This window comes from Trinickia sp. Y13, from assembly GCF_029522115.1.
Classification (GTDB): domain Bacteria; phylum Pseudomonadota; class Gammaproteobacteria; order Burkholderiales; family Burkholderiaceae; genus Trinickia.
Genome location: NZ_JAKWFK010000013.1, coordinates 16561 through 33644, shown reverse-complemented (window position 1 = coordinate 33644; position 17084 = coordinate 16561). Strand labels below are relative to the sequence as shown.

Annotated in this window: 17 protein-coding genes; 6 read left to right on the top strand and 11 right to left on the bottom strand. The window is 62.6% G+C overall.

Annotation, left to right across the window (positions count from 1 at the left end):
* Window positions 1–10 precede the first annotated feature (10 nt).
* The gene (locus MMB74_RS20835) at window positions 11–1210 is read right to left on the bottom strand and encodes an amino acid aminotransferase (RefSeq protein WP_277430554.1); all 1200 of its coding nucleotides are present in this window, start codon (window positions 1208–1210) and stop codon (window positions 11–13) included.
* 310 nt (window positions 1211–1520) lie between these two features.
* On the opposite strand from MMB74_RS20835, the gene uvrB reads away from it, so the two are divergent.
* The 5 genes from uvrB (at window position 1521) to MMB74_RS20810 (ending at window position 7106) form a co-directional block, all read left to right on the top strand.
* Window positions 1521–3611, top strand: coding sequence for an excinuclease ABC subunit UvrB (gene uvrB, locus MMB74_RS20830; RefSeq protein ID WP_277430553.1), 2091 nt, complete (start codon window positions 1521–1523; stop codon window positions 3609–3611).
* 279 nt (window positions 3612–3890) lie between these two features.
* A complete protein-coding gene (locus MMB74_RS20825; protein WP_277430552.1) occupies window positions 3891–4439 on the top strand; it encodes an iron transporter in 549 nt (182 codons plus the stop codon).
* Between the two features lie 31 nt (window positions 4440–4470).
* The gene (locus tag MMB74_RS20820; RefSeq protein ID WP_277430551.1) at window positions 4471–4806 is read left to right on the top strand and encodes a cupredoxin domain-containing protein; all 336 of its coding nucleotides are present in this window, start codon (window positions 4471–4473) and stop codon (window positions 4804–4806) included.
* 48 nt (window positions 4807–4854) lie between these two features.
* A complete protein-coding gene (locus MMB74_RS20815; protein WP_277430550.1) occupies window positions 4855–5697 on the top strand; it encodes an FTR1 family protein in 843 nt (280 codons plus the stop codon).
* Window positions 5694–7106, top strand: coding sequence for a 4Fe-4S binding protein (locus MMB74_RS20810; protein WP_277430549.1), 1413 nt, complete (start codon window positions 5694–5696; stop codon window positions 7104–7106). The genes MMB74_RS20815 and MMB74_RS20810 overlap by 4 nt, the downstream gene beginning before the upstream one ends.
* A gap of 332 nt (window positions 7107–7438) precedes the next feature.
* On the opposite strand, the gene MMB74_RS20805 is transcribed toward MMB74_RS20810, so the two are convergent.
* The 4 genes from MMB74_RS20805 to MMB74_RS20790 all read right to left on the bottom strand — a co-directional run bounded on the left by MMB74_RS20805 (window position 7439) and on the right by MMB74_RS20790 (window position 9841).
* On the bottom strand, window positions 7439–7732 hold the full coding sequence (locus tag MMB74_RS20805) for a hemin uptake protein HemP (RefSeq protein ID WP_277430548.1): 294 nt from the start codon (window positions 7730–7732) through the stop codon (window positions 7439–7441).
* A gap of 154 nt (window positions 7733–7886) precedes the next feature.
* Window positions 7887–8369 carry an SRPBCC family protein gene (locus MMB74_RS20800; RefSeq protein ID WP_277430547.1) on the bottom strand — a complete coding sequence of 161 codons (483 nt, stop codon included), beginning with the start codon at window positions 8367–8369 and terminating at the stop codon, window positions 7887–7889.
* A 40-nt stretch (window positions 8370–8409) separates the two neighbouring features.
* A complete protein-coding gene (locus MMB74_RS20795) occupies window positions 8410–8835 on the bottom strand; it encodes an OsmC family protein (protein ID WP_277430546.1) in 426 nt (141 codons plus the stop codon).
* Window positions 8836–8968: 133 nt separating this feature from the next.
* A complete protein-coding gene (locus MMB74_RS20790) occupies window positions 8969–9841 on the bottom strand; it encodes a pirin family protein (RefSeq protein ID WP_277430545.1) in 873 nt (290 codons plus the stop codon).
* Between the two features lie 125 nt (window positions 9842–9966).
* Here MMB74_RS20790 and MMB74_RS20785 point away from each other — a divergent pair, with 125 nt between their 5' ends.
* Window positions 9967–10971: a LysR family transcriptional regulator gene (locus tag MMB74_RS20785; RefSeq protein ID WP_277430544.1), complete on the top strand. Its 1005-nt coding sequence runs from the start codon at window positions 9967–9969 to the stop codon at window positions 10969–10971.
* Window positions 10972–11422: 451 nt separating this feature from the next.
* On the opposite strand, the gene MMB74_RS20780 is transcribed toward MMB74_RS20785, so the two are convergent.
* The 6 genes from MMB74_RS20780 to MMB74_RS20755 form a co-directional block, all read right to left on the bottom strand.
* Window positions 11423–12181 (bottom strand): energy transducer TonB, encoded by a 759-nt coding sequence (locus MMB74_RS20780; protein WP_277430543.1) that lies wholly within the window; start codon window positions 12179–12181, stop codon window positions 11423–11425.
* Between the two features lie 263 nt (window positions 12182–12444).
* Entirely contained in the window at window positions 12445–12687 is a 243-nt protein-coding gene (locus tag MMB74_RS20775) for a (2Fe-2S)-binding protein (protein ID WP_277430542.1), read from the bottom strand.
* Between the two features lie 205 nt (window positions 12688–12892).
* Window positions 12893–13771, bottom strand: coding sequence for a glutamate racemase (murI, locus tag MMB74_RS20770; RefSeq protein WP_277430541.1), 879 nt, complete (start codon window positions 13769–13771; stop codon window positions 12893–12895).
* A 33-nt stretch (window positions 13772–13804) separates the two neighbouring features.
* The gene (gene bfr / locus MMB74_RS20765) at window positions 13805–14287 is read right to left on the bottom strand and encodes a bacterioferritin (RefSeq protein WP_277430540.1); all 483 of its coding nucleotides are present in this window, start codon (window positions 14285–14287) and stop codon (window positions 13805–13807) included.
* A gap of 174 nt (window positions 14288–14461) precedes the next feature.
* Window positions 14462–15997 carry a fumarate hydratase gene (locus MMB74_RS20760; RefSeq protein WP_277430539.1) on the bottom strand — a complete coding sequence of 512 codons (1536 nt, stop codon included), beginning with the start codon at window positions 15995–15997 and terminating at the stop codon, window positions 14462–14464.
* Window positions 15998–16143: 146 nt separating this feature from the next.
* Complete coding sequence (locus tag MMB74_RS20755; RefSeq protein ID WP_277430538.1) at window positions 16144–17046, bottom strand: DMT family transporter; 903 nt, start codon at window positions 17044–17046, stop codon at window positions 16144–16146.
* Window positions 17047–17084 lie beyond the last annotated feature (38 nt).

Sequence of the window (17084 nt, the reverse complement as noted above, 5' to 3'; positions counted from 1 at the left end):
TTGCGAAGCCTTACTTCAGCACATGGGCGATCGCGTTGGCGACTGCATCGAGGTTGCGCGTGTTGAGCGCGGCCACGCAGATGCGGCCCGTGCCCACCGCATAGATGCCGAATTCCTCGCGCAGGCGATCCACTTGGGCCGAAGTCAAGCCGGAGTACGAGAACATGCCGCGCTGCGCGTTGACGAAGCCGAAATCGCGCGTTACGCCGGCGGCTTTGAGGCGTTCGACGAGGCCGTTGCGCATCGCGCGGATGCGATCGCGCATTTGCCCGAGCTCTTCTTCCCACGTGGCGCGCAGTGCCGGCGTGCCGAGCACCGTTGCGACGATCGCGCCGCCGTGCGTCGGCGGGTTCGAGTAGTTCGTGCGAATCACGCGCTTCAGTTGCGAGAGCACGCGTGCGCCTTCGTCCTTGCTATCCGTGATGATCGTGAGGGCGCCGACGCGTTCGCCGTACAGCGAAAACGACTTCGAGAACGAAGACGACACGAACACGTTCAATTCGGCTGCTGCGAACAGCCGCACGGCTGCGGCATCGGCGTCGATGCCGTCGCCGAACCCTTGATAGGCGATGTCGAGGAACGGGACGAGGTTGCGCGCCTTGACCACTTCGACGATTTGCTTCCACTGCGCATCGCTCAGGTCGACGCCGGTCGGGTTATGGCAGCAGGCATGCAACACGACGATCGTGCCGGCGGCGTAGCCGTTGAGCGCGGCGAGCATCGCCTCGAAATTGACACCGTGCGTCTGCGCATCGTAGTAGGGATAAGCGACCACTTCGAAGCCTGCGCTTTCGAACAACGCGCGATGATTTTCCCAGCTCGGATCGCTGATCGCGACTTTGGCGGCCGGGTTCAGGCGCTTGAGGAAATCGGCGCCAATCTTGAGCGCGCCCGTGCCGCCCAACGCTTGCGCTGTGACGACGCGACCCGCGGCGATCAGCGGCGACGCGTCGCCGAGCAGCAACTTCTGCACGGCTGCGTCGTAGGCGGCAATACCTTCGATGGGCAGGTAGCCGCGCGGCAGCGCCGCCTCGATACGCGCCTTCTCTGCCTCGCGCACGGCGCGCAACAGCGGGATCTTGCCTTCTTCGTTCGTATAGACGCCCACGCCCAGGTTGACTTTGGTCGGGCGCGTATCGGCGTTGAAGGCCTCGTTGAGGCCGAGGATCGGGTCGCGGGGGGCGAGTTCGACAGCGGAGAACAGGGACATGGTGTCTATGACGGTAGTAAGAAACTGGCGGGCCGATGCGTGCGCCGCTTTCGTCCGGCCGGTGTCGCCGGGCAGGCCGATCCACTCGACGGGTCGACTCGACGATGGCGGTTTCGCGGGCGCTAAATATGAGATTGTAACCAATCCAGGCGCCGCTTTTGGGTGTTTTCGAAGGCTGAGACGCTGCTAACGCCCTGAACGACCGTGCACTTTTTGCGTCGAGCGGGCGCGCGCGAGCGGACGCGGCGCTGCTCGTGCGCCCGCGAAACGCTAAAATGGCTCTTTTGTCGGCGAAGGAAGCGCCTTTCCCATGTCCGAAGCTCAGCCGCATGCCGCCGAAGCCCTCGACGAATCGAAGTTCGTCGAATTCGAGGGTTCCCCGTTTCATCTTTATCAGCCCTATCCGCCGGCCGGCGATCAGCCGAGCGCCATCGCACAACTCGTCGAGGGCGTCGAGGACGGCTTGTCCTATCAGACCCTGCTTGGCGTGACGGGCTCGGGCAAGACGTTCACGATGGCCAACGTCATCGCCCGGCTCGGTCGTCCCGCGATCGTGTTCGCGCCGAACAAGACGCTCGCCGCGCAGCTCTATTCGGAGTTTCGCGAGTTTTTTCCGCGCAATGCGGTCGAGTACTTCGTTTCGTACTACGACTACTACCAGCCGGAAGCGTATGTGCCGCAGCGCGACTTGTTCATCGAAAAAGACTCGTCGATCAACGAGCACATCGAGCAAATGCGGCTGTCGGCCACCAAGAGCTTGATGGAGCGGCGCGACGTGGTGATCGTAGCGACGGTGTCTGCCATTTACGGTATCGGCAATCCAAGCGAGTACCACCAGATGATCTTGACCCTGCGCACGGGCGACAAGATCGGTCAGCGCGACGTCATCGCGCGGTTGATCGCGATGCAGTACAACCGAAACGAGGCCGATTTCCAGCGCGGCGCGTTCCGGGTGCGCGGCGATACGATCGACGTGTTTCCGGCCGAGCATGCCGAAATGGCGCTGCGCATCGAGCTGTTCGACGACGAGGTGGAGTCGCTGCAGTTGTTCGATCCGCTGACGGGGCGCGTGCGGCAAAAGATCCCGCGCTTTACGGTGTACCCGTCGTCGCACTACGTGACGCCGCGCGAAACCGTCATGCGCGCCGTCGAGACCATCAAAGCGGAGCTGCGCGAGCGCCTCGAGTTTTTTCATAGCGAAGGCAAGCTCGTCGAAGCGCAGCGTCTGGAGCAGCGCACGCGTTTCGATCTGGAAATGTTGCAGGAGCTCGGCTTTTGCAAGGGCATCGAAAACTATTCGCGCCATTTCTCCGGCGCCGCGCCCGGCGAGCCGCCGCCGACGCTCGTCGATTACCTGCCGCCCGATGCGTTGATGTTGCTCGACGAATCGCACGTGCTCATCGGGCAACTGAACGCCATGTACAACGGCGATCGCTCGCGCAAGGAAAATCTCGTGCAGTACGGCTTTCGGCTGCCTTCGGCGCTGGACAATCGGCCGCTGAAGTTCCACGAGTTCGAGCGCAAGATGCGCCAGGCCGTCTTCGTTTCCGCCACGCCGGCCGACTACGAGAAAAAGCAGACGGGGCAGGTCGTCGAGCAGGTGGTGCGTCCGACGGGCCTAGTCGATCCGCTCGTGCAGGTGCGACCGGCCACGTCGCAGGTCGACGACGTCCTGAGCGAGATCAACGCGCGCGTGGCGGTCAACGAACGCGTGCTCGTCACCGTTTTGACCAAGCGCATGGCCGAGCAGTTGACGGAGTTTCTCGCCGACCATGGCGTGAAGGTGCGCTACTTGCATAGCGACATCGATACCGTCGAGCGCGTCGAAATCATCCGCGATTTGCGGTTGGGCGCATTCGACGTGCTCGTGGGCATCAACTTGTTGCGCGAGGGGCTCGACATTCCGGAGGTCTCGCTCGTCGCGATCCTCGACGCCGACAAGGAAGGTTTCCTGCGCGCAGAACGCTCGCTGATACAAACGATCGGTCGCGCCGCGCGTAACGTCCACGGCACCGCGATTCTGTACGGCGATCGCATCACCGATTCGATGCGTCGCGCGATCGACGAGACGGAGCGGCGGCGCGCCAAGCAGATCGCCTACAACGAACGCATGGGCATTACCCCGCGCGGCGTCGTCAAACGCATCAAAGACATCATCGACGGTGTCTACAACGCCGACGATGCCCGTGCCGAACTGAAAGAAATGCAGCAGCGCGCGAAGTTCGAGGATATGTCGGAAAAGGAGCTGGCCAAGGAGCTCAAGCGGCTGGAAAAGCAGATGATGGAGCACGCCAAGAACTTAGAATTCGAAAAGGCCGCGGCCGCGCGCGATCAACTGGCCGTGCTGCGCGAGCGGGCCTTCGGCGCGAACGTGGGCGATTCGGTCACGGGTGCGAGCTAACCCATTTGGCGGACGAGGCAGGGGCGACCCCATGCGCGCAAGGGTCGCTTTGTCTTAACGATGCCATTCGTGTACACTTGCCGCTGATTGATAATCGTTCGCATTTGCGTTTGTGTTCGTGTTCCTCGTCCTTTCTCGTGGCCCGGTTCGTCGGCTCGGGATTCGGCTGAAATCGGGCGCATGAGCGCGCCGGCTGCGAACGGCTAGGCGGCTCTCGGCAAAGCGCGGTGCGCGGTGTCGTTGAATATTTCGGTTAGTTAAAGAAAAGAGGAGTTTTCGATGCAGCGTTCCACCTGGATGAAGAGCGGCGTGGCGGTCGTGGCGGCGTTGGCCGCAATGGTCGCGTCGGCGGCCGAGTATCCGATCGGCAAGCCCCAGGTTCAGGGCGGCATGGAAATCGGCGCCGTCTACTTGCAGCCGGTCACGATGGATCCGGAAGGGATGATGCGCAAGGCGTCGGATTCCGACATCCACCTCGAGGCCGACATCCACGCGGTCAAGAACAATCCCACGGGTTTTGCGGAAGGCGATTGGATGCCTTATCTGCAGGTTCACTACGAACTGAAGAAGGCGGGTGGCGCGCAGTCGATCAAGGGCGATTTGATGCCGATGGTGGCCGACGATGGCCCTCATTATGGCGATAACGTCAAGCTGGCCGGTCCCGGCAAATACCATTTGACGCTCGTCGTCGAGCCGCCCATGCAAACGGGCCACATGGCGTTTGGCCGTCATGTCGACAAAGAAACCGGCGTGGGCCCGTGGTTCAGGCCCATCACGTTGCAGTACGACTTCACGTTCGCCGGTATCGGCAAGAAGGGCGGCTATTAAGCCGCATGGCTCGAGATAGGGGAGCGAAAGCATGAATTTGCGTTTGAAAGTCGCGCTGGCCTGTTCGCTTGCCGTCGCTTGCATGTCGGTGCGGGCGGCGGACGATGCGGTCACCGTCAAGTTGGAAATGGCCGACGGCAAGCTGACGCCCGCGCGCATCGAGGTGCCCGCAGGCAAGCGCATCCGCATCGAAGTGCGCAACACCGGCAAGGGCGCCGCCGAGTTCGAAAGCGTCCAGCTGCGCAAAGAAAAGGTCCTCGCGCCGGGCGCTGAATCGGTCGTGGTGGTCGCTCCCCAGTCGCCGGGCGAATACAAGTTTTTCGACGATTTTCATCAAGCGGCGCAAGGCGTCATCGTCGTGAAGTAGCGGTTTTTGCGCACGGCCGTCGAACGTCGTGCGCGCGGAGAGCATCGGATGGGCCAGGTATTGTTCGTCGTATGGCGCGAGAGCGTCGAGGCTTTGCTTGTCGTAGGCATTCTGTACGCGTGGCTAAAGAATGGCGACACCGACGCGCGGCGCGGATTGCCGTATCTGTGGGCGGGTGTCGGCGCCGGCATGCTGGCAGCCGTGGCCCTCGGTGCGGCGCTCGTCGGGTTCAGTGAATTCCTTTCGGGCGATGCGGCCGACTACTTCCAGATAGGCATGGTGCTCGTCGCGTGCGTGCTGATCGTGCAGATGGTGCTATGGATGAAGCGTCACGGCCGCACGCTCAAGCGCGACATGGAGCGCTCGCTGCAGGAGCGCACGCGCGACGGCAACGGTTGGGGCGTCGCCGTGCTCGTCGCCTTGGCGATTGCCCGAGAAGGGAGCGAGACGGTCATCTTCCTCTATGGGCTCGGGTTCGGGCAGTCGGGACATGTGAGGGAAAGCGACGTGCTCGCCATTGCACTGGGGCTCGGTCTCGCATTCCTGACGTTCTACATCCTGCAATTGGGCGGCCGCATCTTCTCGTGGCGCCGCTTTTTCCGCGTCACTGAAATCATGCTGTTGCTGCTCGGCGCCGGCCTGCTGCAAACGGGGGCGGACAAGCTGATCGACAAGGAAATCCTGCCGCTCGGCATTTCGCAGGTATGGAATAGTTCTGCGATCCTCGACGATTCGAGCACAGTCGGTTCGCTGGTGGCAACGCTTACGGGCTATCGCGCGCATCCGTCTCTCACCAACCTCATCGTCTATGCGTTGTACTGGCTCGTGGTGGGTTGGCTTGCACGGCGCGCCGGCCGGATGCCGGCCGCGCAAGCGGGGCGGACGGCATGAGCACGACGCCATTGTCTGACGCCGGCGCTGGGCGGCTTGCCCGCGTCGGCGCGTGGATGCAGCGCAATGGCGCAACGATTCGCGCGATTCAATGGACCGTCGTCGCGGTCTATGCCTTTCTCATCATCGTGCCCGCGTGTTTGCCGCTGCCCGATCATGCCGCGCATCTCTGGAACAATCTCACGTTGGCGGCCCAGTTCGTGTTTTGGGGCATCTGGTGGCCGTTCGTGTTGCTCTCGATGGTTTTGCTTGGCCGCGTTTGGTGTGGCGTGCTGTGCCCGGAAGGCGCGTTGGCGGAGTTCGCGAGCCGTCACGGCCGGGGGCGGGCGATTCCGCGGTGGATGCGGTGGGGTGGGTGGCCATTCGTCGCGTTCGGCCTGACGACGATTTATGGCCAAATGGTTAGCGTCTATCAGTATCCGCGGGCCGTGCTGCTCGTATTGGGCGGCTCCACGTTGGCGGCGATGGTGATCGGCTTCCTGTATGGACGCGACAAGCGCATCTGGTGTCGTTATCTGTGTCCCGTCAATGGCGTATTTGCACTGCTGGCGCGTCTTGCGCCGTTCCACTATCGAGTCGACGAGGCCGCATGGCGGCGCTCGTACACGGGAGGCGAGCGCGGTCATCGCGTCATCCCGATCAACTGTGCGCCCTTGGTTCCATTGAGAAGCATGAAGGGGGCGGCGGCCTGCCATATGTGCGGTCGTTGCAGCGGCCATCGCGATGCGATTTCACTGGCGTGGCGCTCGCCTTCGCAGGAAGTCGTGGAACTTGGTCGCGATGCGGCTAATGGCTGGGATACGGCGCTCATTTTGTACGGTCTGCTCGGCATCGCGATCGGCGCGTTTCACTGGACGGTGAGCCCGTGGTTCATCGACATCAAGCAATGGCTCGCGACCTGGCTCATCGACCATGATGTGACGTGGATGCTCGATACCAACGCGCCGTGGTTCATCTTTACGCATTACCCCGATCAGAACGACGTATTTTCTTGGCTCGACGGCACCTTGCTGATCGGCTACATCTTGGCGACGGCGCTCGTGTACGGCACCACACTGCTGGCGTTGCTGGCGGCGGGCACACGTGTACTCGGCCGGTTCGATCGTGCGCGCTTGCACCACCTAGCGCAGGCGCTCATCCCCGTTGCCGGAACGGGTGTGTTCCTGGGGTTGTCCGCTACGACGTTGTCGTTGCTTCGAGCTGAGCACGTTCCGCTCGATTGGGCGTCCACCGTTCGCATCGGCGTGCTGGCAATCGCGAATGCGTGGAGCGCACGGCTTGCATGGGGCATTACGGGTCGATATGCGTCGCGCGTTCTCGTACGCGTGGGTGCGATGACGTGCTTCGTCGCCGCGCTCGCGGTGGCTGACAGCGCGTGGTGGTTGATGTTCTGGGGCTTTACGCGCTAGGGATAAACGGCAAGGGCGGTGAGGGCGGTAAGGGCGATGTATGCGCTTCAGACGCATCGCCGGGCGGCCGATGCCGTTTGGGGCGAACGGAAACGAAGGAAGTAAAAGAAGCGAACGAAGTAAAAGAAGCGAAAGCGAAATCGGCTCCCCAACAAGGGGCGAGACCGAGTTCGGCTAGAACGAGCGACAAGACATCGCCCCCAAAAAAGCGGCATGGCTGGCTGCAACGTAGCTGAAGAATGCGCACGAAGGGGTCTAGACTCGCGTGCTTGCCGTTGCGCTGGCTACTGCCTAACACCTCTCAAGGAGGTGGTCCCCACAATACCCGGTACTTACTTCGTCAGAATGAGCTTTCCGAGACGCGTCTGGCGCAACTGATACCGCTCGCCGTTGTGAGCGATAAAGACGAGATGTTGGCCTTGCAATAAGTGATCGCTTGAAAGCGTGCGTTCCGTTTTTTCCCCGCGGTGCGCGGGCTGACCTGCCGTTTCACGGTGTTGTTCGCGATGGGCGCCGGTTCGCGGCGTGACGAGCGCTGCAGTCGTTCGGTTTGCCGAGCGCGGGCGCGCCGAACTGCTCGTGGACGCTCTCAACGTTAACATAGGCTGCCGAGTGGGTTCGCTCATGCTCTTAGCATTTGATAGTAGATTCGATGAGATGAATTATAAATGAGAATCATTATCGATTGCAAAAAACAAATTCATTGAGATAGCCCGTTGATAGGGCGCGGCCATCGGACGCGATGGCCGTATGCCCGAGCGATTCGCGCCGCTTGCCGTTTCAGTGGAGCGCGTCGGGCCGTCGCGGTGCGCGGGAATATTCCCGAATGAGGCGCACGGTGTCGATATCCGCTTCCCGGTAGGCCGATTTCACGATCTCGCTGGTTTGCCGGGCGTCTTCGGTATCGGGCGTGGGCAGCGTCGTCTCGTACTCGAACCGCAGAAACAGTTGCAGCGCGTCCGGTTGCTCGATCGTCATCGTGAGCGAACCACCAACGTAAGCTTCCGTCGCGAGAATGTCGTAGCGCACGCTCTCATGCGGCGTCAGCGTCACGCGATCGCGCACGGTAGCATGACCGTAGTGCAACTCGCGCTCGAGCGTATCGCCGGTGCGCGACAGGATCGTGCAACTGTCGAGTCCCAGCACGAAAAGCTGAGGTTGCTCCGCGCGCAGCACGAGACCTTCCCACAACTGCTCGCGCGTCAGCGTTTCCGCAAGCGGGTTGAGCGGATCGTTGACTTGGACGAGGTGTTCGAAATTCAAGTGAAGTTCCTTCTGCAGTCAAATACAACGGGCGGGCAGCTTACGCGTCGTCGGGCATCGCAGGCAACGTGGCGGCAAGCCCGGTGTTGATCTCGATTGGGCGCGTCAAGATCCTATGAACGGGGCACGCGTTTGCGATTTGCAGCAGACGTTCTCGTTGTTCGTCCGTGAGTTCACCGTGCAAGACGATCTTGCGATCGATCGTCGAGCCCTGGTCGCCGGTTTTCATCGATAGCGATACCTGCACGTCCGCGAGCGGCCAGCCCTTGCGCTGCGCATACATTTTCAGCGTGATGGACGTGCATGCACCTAATCCGGAAAGCAAAAGCGATACCGGGGTGGGCGCGCGGTCGCCGCCGCCCAGCTCGGTGGGTTCGTCGGCGTGCCATAAATGATGGGCGCCATCGTCGAAGTCGACTTGATAGCTCACCGCACCGATGGTTGCCGTCACAACGCGCTCGCTCATGCCCATCCTCCTGGAAAGCGCGCCGTCCGATCGATCTGCTCGCATGTTCCGGCGGCGCGAGCGGCTATTGTGACGCAATTCTCAGACATCCGCGCCGCGGTGCGGTCCGCGAGCGGCGCGGGCCGTTGCCGCTTCAATGAGCGATCTGGCCCATCCGTCCGGCTTGATAGTCGACGATGGCTTGGCGGATCTCGTCTTCCGTGTTCATGACGAAGGGGCCGTGCCGCACGACTGGCTCGTTCAACGGCACACCGCCGATCAGCAGAACGTCGAGTCGCTCCGCGCCGGCGGTCAGCGTAACGGCCTCGCCGTCATCGCCGAACACGACCATTCGTTGCGCACCGATTTCGCGCTGTTCGTCGCCGTAGCGTCCGGTACCGTTCAGCGCGTACGCGAAGACGCGATAGGCGCTCGGCACCGGTTGCGTGATCGATGCGCCCGGCTCGAGCGTGAAGTGTTGGTACAGGATGGGTGTGCGCGTTTCGATCACCGCTTTGACACCCAGCGCTTCGCCCGCGATGACTCTGACGCTGATTTTGCCGTCGCTGCTTCTCGCCGTCGGGATGCGCTCCGACGGAATTTCCTGATAGCGCGGCTCGATCATCTTGTCTTTTCGCGGCAAGTTCACCCACAACTGCAATCCATGCACGCGGCCGCCGGTGCGAACGAGCGCGGGGTCCGGCATTTCGCTGTGCACGACGCCGGCGCCGGCCGTCATCCACTGCACGTCGCCGGGACGAAGCACGCCGCGATGGCCTGCGGAATCTCGATGCGCGAAGCTGCCTTCGAGCAGGTACGTGACGGTTTCGAAGCCACGATGCGGGTGATCGGGCGCGCCCTTCGCTTGGCCGGGCGCATAGTCGGCAGGGCCCATTTCGTCGAGCAGCAGGAACGGGTCGAAGTCCGATAACATGCGGGTCGGGAACGGCCGATGAACGACGAAACCGCCTCCCTCGACCGTGCGAGCAGCTGCGATGGTGTGGCGGATCGTGCGGGATGCGGCCATGAACGATGGTCCTCGGTGAAACGCGCGTGCGTTGGGTGAGCGGGTGAGGTCTATTATATGAACCGATGCGCGCGCGTTTTAGCCGTAGCCGCGGCAATAGATTGTCCTACCGTTGGAACGATGACATGCAACTCGATTCGCAAAATCTCAATGACTTGATGTACTTCGCGCAAGTCGTCGAACACGGTGGTTTTTCGGCTGCCGAACGCGTGCTGGGTATTTCCAAATCTCGCCTATCGCGGCGCGTGGCCGAGCTCGAAACGTCGATCGGCGTGCGCTTGCTCCAACGCTCCACGCGCAAGCTTTCGCTGACGGAGGCAGGCGAGCGCTTCTTTCGGCATTGCCAAGTCATGCTTGCCGAAGCGCAAGCGGCGATGAATGCCGTGCAAGAACTACGCTCGGCCCCGCGAGGCACCGTGCGCGTGAGCGTCCCCGTGACGGTTTCGCAGACGATCCTCTCGAATATCCTTCCCGAATTCCTGCTGCGCTATCCCGAGGTTCGCGTTTCGATCCGTGTGACCAATCGCGTCATCGATCTTTACGAAGATTCGATCGACGTGGCGCTGCGTGTGCGCTCCGATCCGCCGGACAACGCCAACATCGTCGTACGGCCGTTGTGGCGGACGCAGCAGTTGCTGGTCGGTGCGCCTAGTTTGCTGAGCCAACATGCGCCGCCCGTCGCGCCGGCCGATCTGGGGCGCTTCGAGACGCTCGACACGCCCAGTGCGGATGGTCGTCACGTTTTTACGCTCATCGCGCCCGACGGGCACCGGCACGTTCACGAGCACGAGCCACGTCTGGTGACAGCCGATTTGTCGACGATACGAGAAGCGGTGCTCGACGGTATCGGCATCGCTGCGCTGCCCGAGATGATGTACGGTGCCGCGTTGCGCGCGGGCCAACTCTCGCCCGTCATGCCCGGGTGGACGCTGCCGACGCCGCAGCTTTTCGCCGTGTTCGTCTCGAGGCAGGGCATGGTGCCGGCGGTGCGGGCATTCGTCGACTATCTCGTCGAAAAGCTCGATGAGAACACTCACAAAATGGCCGAATGCCCGACTCGCGAGCAGTTCAAGGCGGCGCAATTGGCGAGCATGGCCGCGCCCGTGACGGTGGCCGAACCGGCCCGTTGATGAAACGAGCGCTCGGGCGCATCGTTTTTGCCATTTAAGCTGCGCTGACGATCAGTAGTTTCAATGGCCGCCATCTTGTAGCGTCGAGCGGGCCGATCTATAGTGAAGTGCCTTCGCGTTGGGGCGTCCAATGCGAAACCAGACGGCTGCTTTTATAGCGAGCCGGATAGGGCTGAAAGCGTGGTCCGTACAGGGTACGGCGATCGCATGCGGTGCTCGAGCCAGTCCGATGGCCAACGAGCCCGCCGCCCGAAGGCGCTGCGTGCGCGCAAAAAAAGGCCCTCATCGCCCGATGGGGGCCTTTTACTTCATATCCCTTCCGTCTTTGTCTCGGTCGCGTCGTGGCGGGCGGTCCGCATGGTCGCGCTCGTCTCATGTTCGACAGCAGAGAAACACGGCCCGCACAGCAACTGCATACGAGCCTGCATACGAACGAGGCGCTGGCCGCTGCTCAATCGTCGTCGAGCCCGAACGTGAAAGCTTGTTCGAACGAAACGCGTATCGGGGTGCCGTTTTCATCGTAAGGGCGGCACGCGCTTTCCCGCAGTGCTTGAATTGCTGCATCGTCGAGCCGTGAGAAGCCGCTGCTTTTGACGAGCGTGATGTTGCCGATCGCGCCGGCCGTGTCGATGACGAACCGCACGGTGGCAGTGCCGGTTTCCTCGCGCCGCTTGGACAAGTCGGGGTACGACGGTTTGACGATGCGACAGTCCGCGCGCTCGACGCGCTTCGGCGCAGCCAACGCGATCGTCGCGCGCGCAGCGGACGCCGCGGCGGCATTCACCGACCCCGATTCGGGCGGGCGCACGGTATTCGCGGCGCTCGCGGGGCTCGCGTTCGCGGCGGCCTGTGCGGCTTGCCGGGTGGTTTGATCTGGCGGCGCGGCCGCCGCTTGTGCGACAGGGTGGGGCGCGGCATCGGCCGCGGGTCGAACCACCGTTGCGGGCGGTGCGGGAGCGTGCCGTGCCCCGGCGTGCTGCGCTGCGCGGTTGTCGGTTTGGGTGTGCTGGGTTCGTGCGGTTTGCTCGGGAACAGGGGGCGCGAACGTGCGGTCGGCATTGGGTGCGGGCGCGAGCAACTGAGCCATCATGGCCGCGGACTGCAAGTGCCGTGGAACCGGTGCGTCGGTGCGCGTCGCGAGGACGGCGAGCAGCGCCGCGTGGGCGAGCGCCACAAACACGAAAGAAGGAACGATGCGCGAACGAAACATGCCGAAAACGCGACAGGCTCAAAGCCGGGAAGCAAGGGAGGAAGCTCGCATCTTATCGCGAACGTCGTGCGACGCTGCATCCGCAATTGACCGGACGATGTCTAGTCCAGCTAAGGGCGGCAGATCAGCCAAGAGATACACACCGTCGCAACGAAACCGATAAGCAATTCCATCTCGAACTCCTAGAGCGAAACGGGCGGCTGCTGGCGGTAGCGAACTGGCGTGCCGATATGGGGAAGCGGAAAGCGTGCGTGGCCGCGGGCTTAAGCAGCTTTGCGCTCGTAAAACGTTATGTGAGCGGGTTGAGCCGGGGCTCGCCGCTCGACGCCGCATTGGCTTTCGCAGATGCCGCACTGGGCCATCACTTCACGCACCGACTGCTCGCACTTGCCGCAGCAGGTCGCCACGCCAAGCTCGAATTGCAATGCTTCGAATGAGTCGGCCCCGTCCGCGATGGCTGCGCGGATCTTGCGGTCGGATACGGACTTGCACACGCAGACGATCATGGCTCGGTGACAGCAAAACGTTAATGCGAACTATTATCATTACGTTTCCAGCGCTTGGCAAGCACGGCGTCTGATTTTTTTGTACCAGCCGAGCAACATCATTGCGTCGTGTCGGACCCTAATTTCCAACTGCGGAGTAATGAGTGAACGCGCGGGTTGAGCGTCGCCGGGAGCCGCGACGCCCATTCGACAGGAAGAGGGAGCGCTAGGCCGCCGCGGGATTGCCGTGGGCGATGGGATGCGTGTCGATCGTTACTCGTTCGACCGGTGTATTCAGCCCGAGCAGCGTCGATGCGAGCCTGTGCAAGTGCGCTCCGTCGCCGGTCGAACACAGCCTCGGCGGCGGCGCAAGCTCGCCGGCGGGCGCGCGCAGACCGTTCGCATCGAGCACCCGCTCGAGTTGCCTCGCGATGGCCACACTGGTATCGATGAGGGTGAGCCGCGACCCGGCGATCGCACGTATCGGGGCATCGAGAAACGGGTAGTGCGTGCAACCCAGCACGAGCGTATCCGCCCCGGCTGTCAGCATCGGTTCGATATAGCTTGCCAGCAACGCCCGCACTGCGGGCGTGTCGGTCTCGCATCGCTCGACGGCTTCCACGAGCCCGTGCCCCGGTTGGCAAATGAACCGGCAATCGGCTGCGTAACGCTCGATCAACGAGCGGAAGCGCTCGCTGCGCAGTGTGACTTGTGTCGCCAGCACGCCCGCAATGCGGGAAGCCGATTGACTGGCTGCAGGCTTGATGCCGGGCTCGACGCCGATGATCGGGATCGACAGCTGCGTGCGCGCAAGCGCGATCGCCTCGGCGGTTGCCGTATTGCAGGCGACGACGAGGGCCTTGGCCCCTTGCGAGACGAGCCATTTGCCGATGGCGAGCGTGCGCTCGGTGATGAACTCGTTGTCGCGCGAGCCGTAGGGCGCGTGCTGCGAATCGGCGACATAGAGCAGCGCTTCATGCGGCAGTAGCGCCCGTACGGCCCGTAGCACCGACAACCCGCCAAGCCCCGAATCGAAAATGCCGATCGGCGCTTGGTTGCTCGGTGTGGCGAGCGCGGAGGAGGGGGATTCGTGCTGAACGATCATGGCTGGCGGCTCAAGCGTGCGTCATCGGCTCGATCAGGACTCGGACGACGAGCCCATCGCCGATTGCTGATAGTTCTGGATGCCGATCTTGTCGATCAAATCGAGTTGCGTTTCCAGCCAATCGATGTGCTCTTCGGTGTCGTCGAGGATCGTCGAGAAAATGCCGCGGGAGACGAAATCGCGAACCGATTCGCAGTAGGCGATCGCTTCCTTGCAGGTTGCTTGCGAGCCTTGCTCGAGCTTCAAATCGCACTCGAGGATTTCTTTCGTTTCTTCGCCGATCAAGAGCTTGTGCAGATCCTGCAGATTGGGCAGGCCGTCGAGCATGAAAACGCGTTCGATCAACATATCGGCATGCTTCATTTCGCCGATCGACTCGTCGTACTCGTGTTTGCCGAGCTTTTCGAGCCCCCAATGCTTGTACATGCGCGCATGCAAGAAGTACTGGTTGATCGCCGTCAGCTCGTTCTTCAGTTGCGCGTTCAAATATTCGATGACTTTCGTGTCGCCTTGCATGTCGGTTCCTTCATGTGGGCTGTGTTTGTTGAACGCCAACGATAAACGCTCAACCCGCAAAAGCCAAGGTTTGACGCCTGTAGCCGGCCGAACGGCCAAGCGCACCATCGAAAAAGCCGGGAATTCACCCGGCTTTCCTCGTCAAACACAGCCTTCTCTTTCGAGATAGGCCGCTTATGCCGTGACGACCGGGAGCTTGCCGATTTTGGCTTGCCACTCCTTCGGACCCGTTTGGTGCACCGACGTGCCGGTCGAATCGACGGCGACCGTCACCGGCATATCGGCGACGTCGAACTCGTAGATGGCTTCCATCCCGAGATCTTCGAACGCGAGCACCTTCGCGCCGCGAATCGCCTTCGACACGAGATACGCCGCGCCGCCCACTGCCATCAGGTAGGCCGCCTTGTGCTTCTTGATCGCGTCGATGGCGACGGGGCCGCGCTCGGCCTTGCCGACCATCGAGATGAGCCCCGTTTGCGCGAGCATCATCTCGGTGAACTTATCCATGCGCGTGGCCGTGGTCGGGCCTGCGGGCCCCACCACTTCGTCGCGGACCGGATCGACCGGGCCGACGTAATAGATCACGCGATTCGTGAAGTCCACGGGCAGCTTCTCGCCCTTGGCCAGCATGTCGGCGATGCGCTTGTGCGCCGCGTCGCGCCCGGTCAGCATCTTGCCCGACAGCAGCAGCGTTTGCCCCGGCTTCCAGCTCGCGACTTCCTCGGGCGTGAGCGTGTTCAGATCGACGCGCTTGCTCGTCTCCGTGTTCGGCTGCCAATGCACCTTCGGCCAAGCGTCGAGCGGCGGCGCTTCGAGATGGGCCGCGCCCGTGCCGTCCAACGTGAAGTGCGCATGGCGCGTCGCCGCGCAGTTCGGGATGATGGCGATCGGTTTGGATGCCGCGTGCGTGGGCGCTGCCATGATCTTCACATCGAGCACCGTTGCCAAGCCGCCGAGGCCCTGAGCGCCGATACCGAGCGCGTTCACCTTCTCGTGCAACTCGACGCGTAGCTCTTCGATCCAATCGCGCGGACCGCGCGCGATGATGTCCTGGATGTCGATGGGATCCATCAGCGATTCCTTGGCCATCAGCATCGCCTTCTCGGCCGTGCCGCCGATGCCGATGCCGAGCATGCCGGGCGGGCACCAGCCCGCGCCCATCGTCGGCACCGTCTTCAGGACCCAATCGACGATCGAATCCGAGGGGTTCAGCATCGCGAACTTCGACTTGTTTTCCGAGCCGCCGCCCTTGGCCGCGACCTGCACGTCGACCTTGTCGCCGGGCACGATCTCATAGTGGATGACGGCAGGCGTGTTGTCCTTCGTGTTCTTGCGGGCGCCTTCGGGCGGATTGACGATCGAGGCGCGCAACACGTTGTCGGGATTCAGATAGCCGCGGCGCACGCCTTCGTTGACCATGTCGGTCACGCTCATCGTGGCCGCGCCGGCCTCGCTGCCCCAACGCACGTCCATGCCGATCTTCAAAAAGACCGTGACGATGCCGGTGTCCTGGCAGATCGGCCGGTGGCCTTCGGCGCACATCCGGCTGTTCGTGAGGATCTGCGCGATCGCATCTTTCGCAGCGGGGCTTTGTTCGAGCTCGTACGCACGCCCGAGCGCCTGGATGTAGTCGAGCGGGTGGTAGTAGCTGATGTACTGCAGCGCGTCGGCGACGCTCTGGATGAGGTCTTCCTGTTTGATGACTGTCATGGCTGGATGCTGTGGGGACGGAGCGGCAAGTCGAAACAATCGCACTTTTCAGCGCGCCGGAAGGGCGTTGAAAGGGCGCAAAAAATCGGGTTATTGTACCGCGCTGCGCAAGCGGCCGTCCCGCCGCGCCGCTGACCGAACTTCTCTCACGGTGCGACGGGCGGCGCGCGCTTGAGGTTGACGCTCGCGATCGCAATGCCCGTGACGACACACGCCAGCGCGATGCCGTGGGCGAGCGTCGGGCGCTCGTGGAGGAACACGATGCCGTAGGCCGCCGCCGCGATCGGCAGGACGGCGCTGAACACGCCCGCGAGCGAGCCATGCACGTGGCGGATGCCCTTCATCCATAGCCAAAAGGAAAAGATGCTGGCCGAAAGCCCGTACCAGAGCGTCAGCGCCCAGATGCCGGGCGGCACGGCCCGATAGTCGAAGCCCGCCAGCGCTTTGATGCCGAGCGGCAGCATCAGCAAAAACCCGAACAGATGGGTGTAGGCGCAAATATCGATGGCGGCGAGCGTTTGCGTGAGCCGCCGCGACAAAATGACATAGAGCGATTCGCAACAGACGGCGCCGAGCACCATGAGGTTGCCGACCAGCGATCCGGCTTGGGCGGCTGCGCCCTCCGATGCCTGCGTGTGGGACAGATTGACCGCGACGATGCCGACCATTGCGAGCACGATCGACGCAACTGCGCGCAGATTGGGCCGTTCGCCGAGGAACGCCCATGCGAACAGCGCGACGACGGCGGGGATGGTGCTCGTGATGACACCGGCGGCGACGGCGCTCGTTCGCGCCACGCCGCTCAGCATGAGCAGCGTAAACCCGAATGTACCGAACAGCGCTTGTAGAAACAAATTGAGCCATTCGCCGCGTGCGACCCGTCGCATCTTCGACGGCCGCAGCAGCGGCCAGAGCACGGCGAGCGCAATGACGAAGCGCAGCAGTGCGAACACGAGCACGGGGACGAAAGCGACGATCGACTTGCCGATGCCGACGTTGCTGCCGACGAGCAGCATCGCGGCGATGAGGAACCAGGCGTATCGATTCACGCTGTAACTCAGGGGGAAAGTTCGGCTAGCATTGTAGG

What these genes read in the sequence shown, in the direction of transcription:
- MMB74_RS20835 (WP_277430554.1), bottom strand. Translation starts at nt 1,210, where the DNA reads ATGTCCCTGTTCTCCGCTGTCGAACTCGCCCCCCGCGACCCGATCCTC.
- uvrB (WP_277430553.1), top strand. Translation starts at nt 1,521, where the DNA reads ATGTCCGAAGCTCAGCCGCATGCCGCCGAAGCCCTCGACGAATCGAAG.
- MMB74_RS20825 (WP_277430552.1), top strand. Translation starts at nt 3,891, where the DNA reads ATGCAGCGTTCCACCTGGATGAAGAGCGGCGTGGCGGTCGTGGCGGCG.
- MMB74_RS20820 (WP_277430551.1), top strand. Translation starts at nt 4,471, where the DNA reads ATGAATTTGCGTTTGAAAGTCGCGCTGGCCTGTTCGCTTGCCGTCGCT.
- MMB74_RS20815 (WP_277430550.1), top strand. Translation starts at nt 4,855, where the DNA reads ATGGGCCAGGTATTGTTCGTCGTATGGCGCGAGAGCGTCGAGGCTTTG.
- MMB74_RS20810 (WP_277430549.1), top strand. Translation starts at nt 5,694, where the DNA reads ATGAGCACGACGCCATTGTCTGACGCCGGCGCTGGGCGGCTTGCCCGC.
- MMB74_RS20805 (WP_277430548.1), bottom strand. Translation starts at nt 7,732, where the DNA reads ATGAGCGAACCCACTCGGCAGCCTATGTTAACGTTGAGAGCGTCCACG.
- MMB74_RS20795 (WP_277430546.1), bottom strand. Translation starts at nt 8,835, where the DNA reads ATGAGCGAGCGCGTTGTGACGGCAACCATCGGTGCGGTGAGCTATCAA.
- MMB74_RS20790 (WP_277430545.1), bottom strand. Translation starts at nt 9,841, where the DNA reads ATGGCCGCATCCCGCACGATCCGCCACACCATCGCAGCTGCTCGCACG.
- MMB74_RS20785 (WP_277430544.1), top strand. Translation starts at nt 9,967, where the DNA reads ATGCAACTCGATTCGCAAAATCTCAATGACTTGATGTACTTCGCGCAA.
- MMB74_RS20780 (WP_277430543.1), bottom strand. Translation starts at nt 12,181, where the DNA reads ATGTTTCGTTCGCGCATCGTTCCTTCTTTCGTGTTTGTGGCGCTCGCC.
- MMB74_RS20775 (WP_277430542.1), bottom strand. Translation starts at nt 12,687, where the DNA reads ATGATCGTCTGCGTGTGCAAGTCCGTATCCGACCGCAAGATCCGCGCA.
- murI (WP_277430541.1), bottom strand. Translation starts at nt 13,771, where the DNA reads ATGATCGTTCAGCACGAATCCCCCTCCTCCGCGCTCGCCACACCGAGC.
- bfr (WP_277430540.1), bottom strand. Translation starts at nt 14,287, where the DNA reads ATGCAAGGCGACACGAAAGTCATCGAATATTTGAACGCGCAACTGAAG.
- MMB74_RS20760 (WP_277430539.1), bottom strand. Translation starts at nt 15,997, where the DNA reads ATGACAGTCATCAAACAGGAAGACCTCATCCAGAGCGTCGCCGACGCG.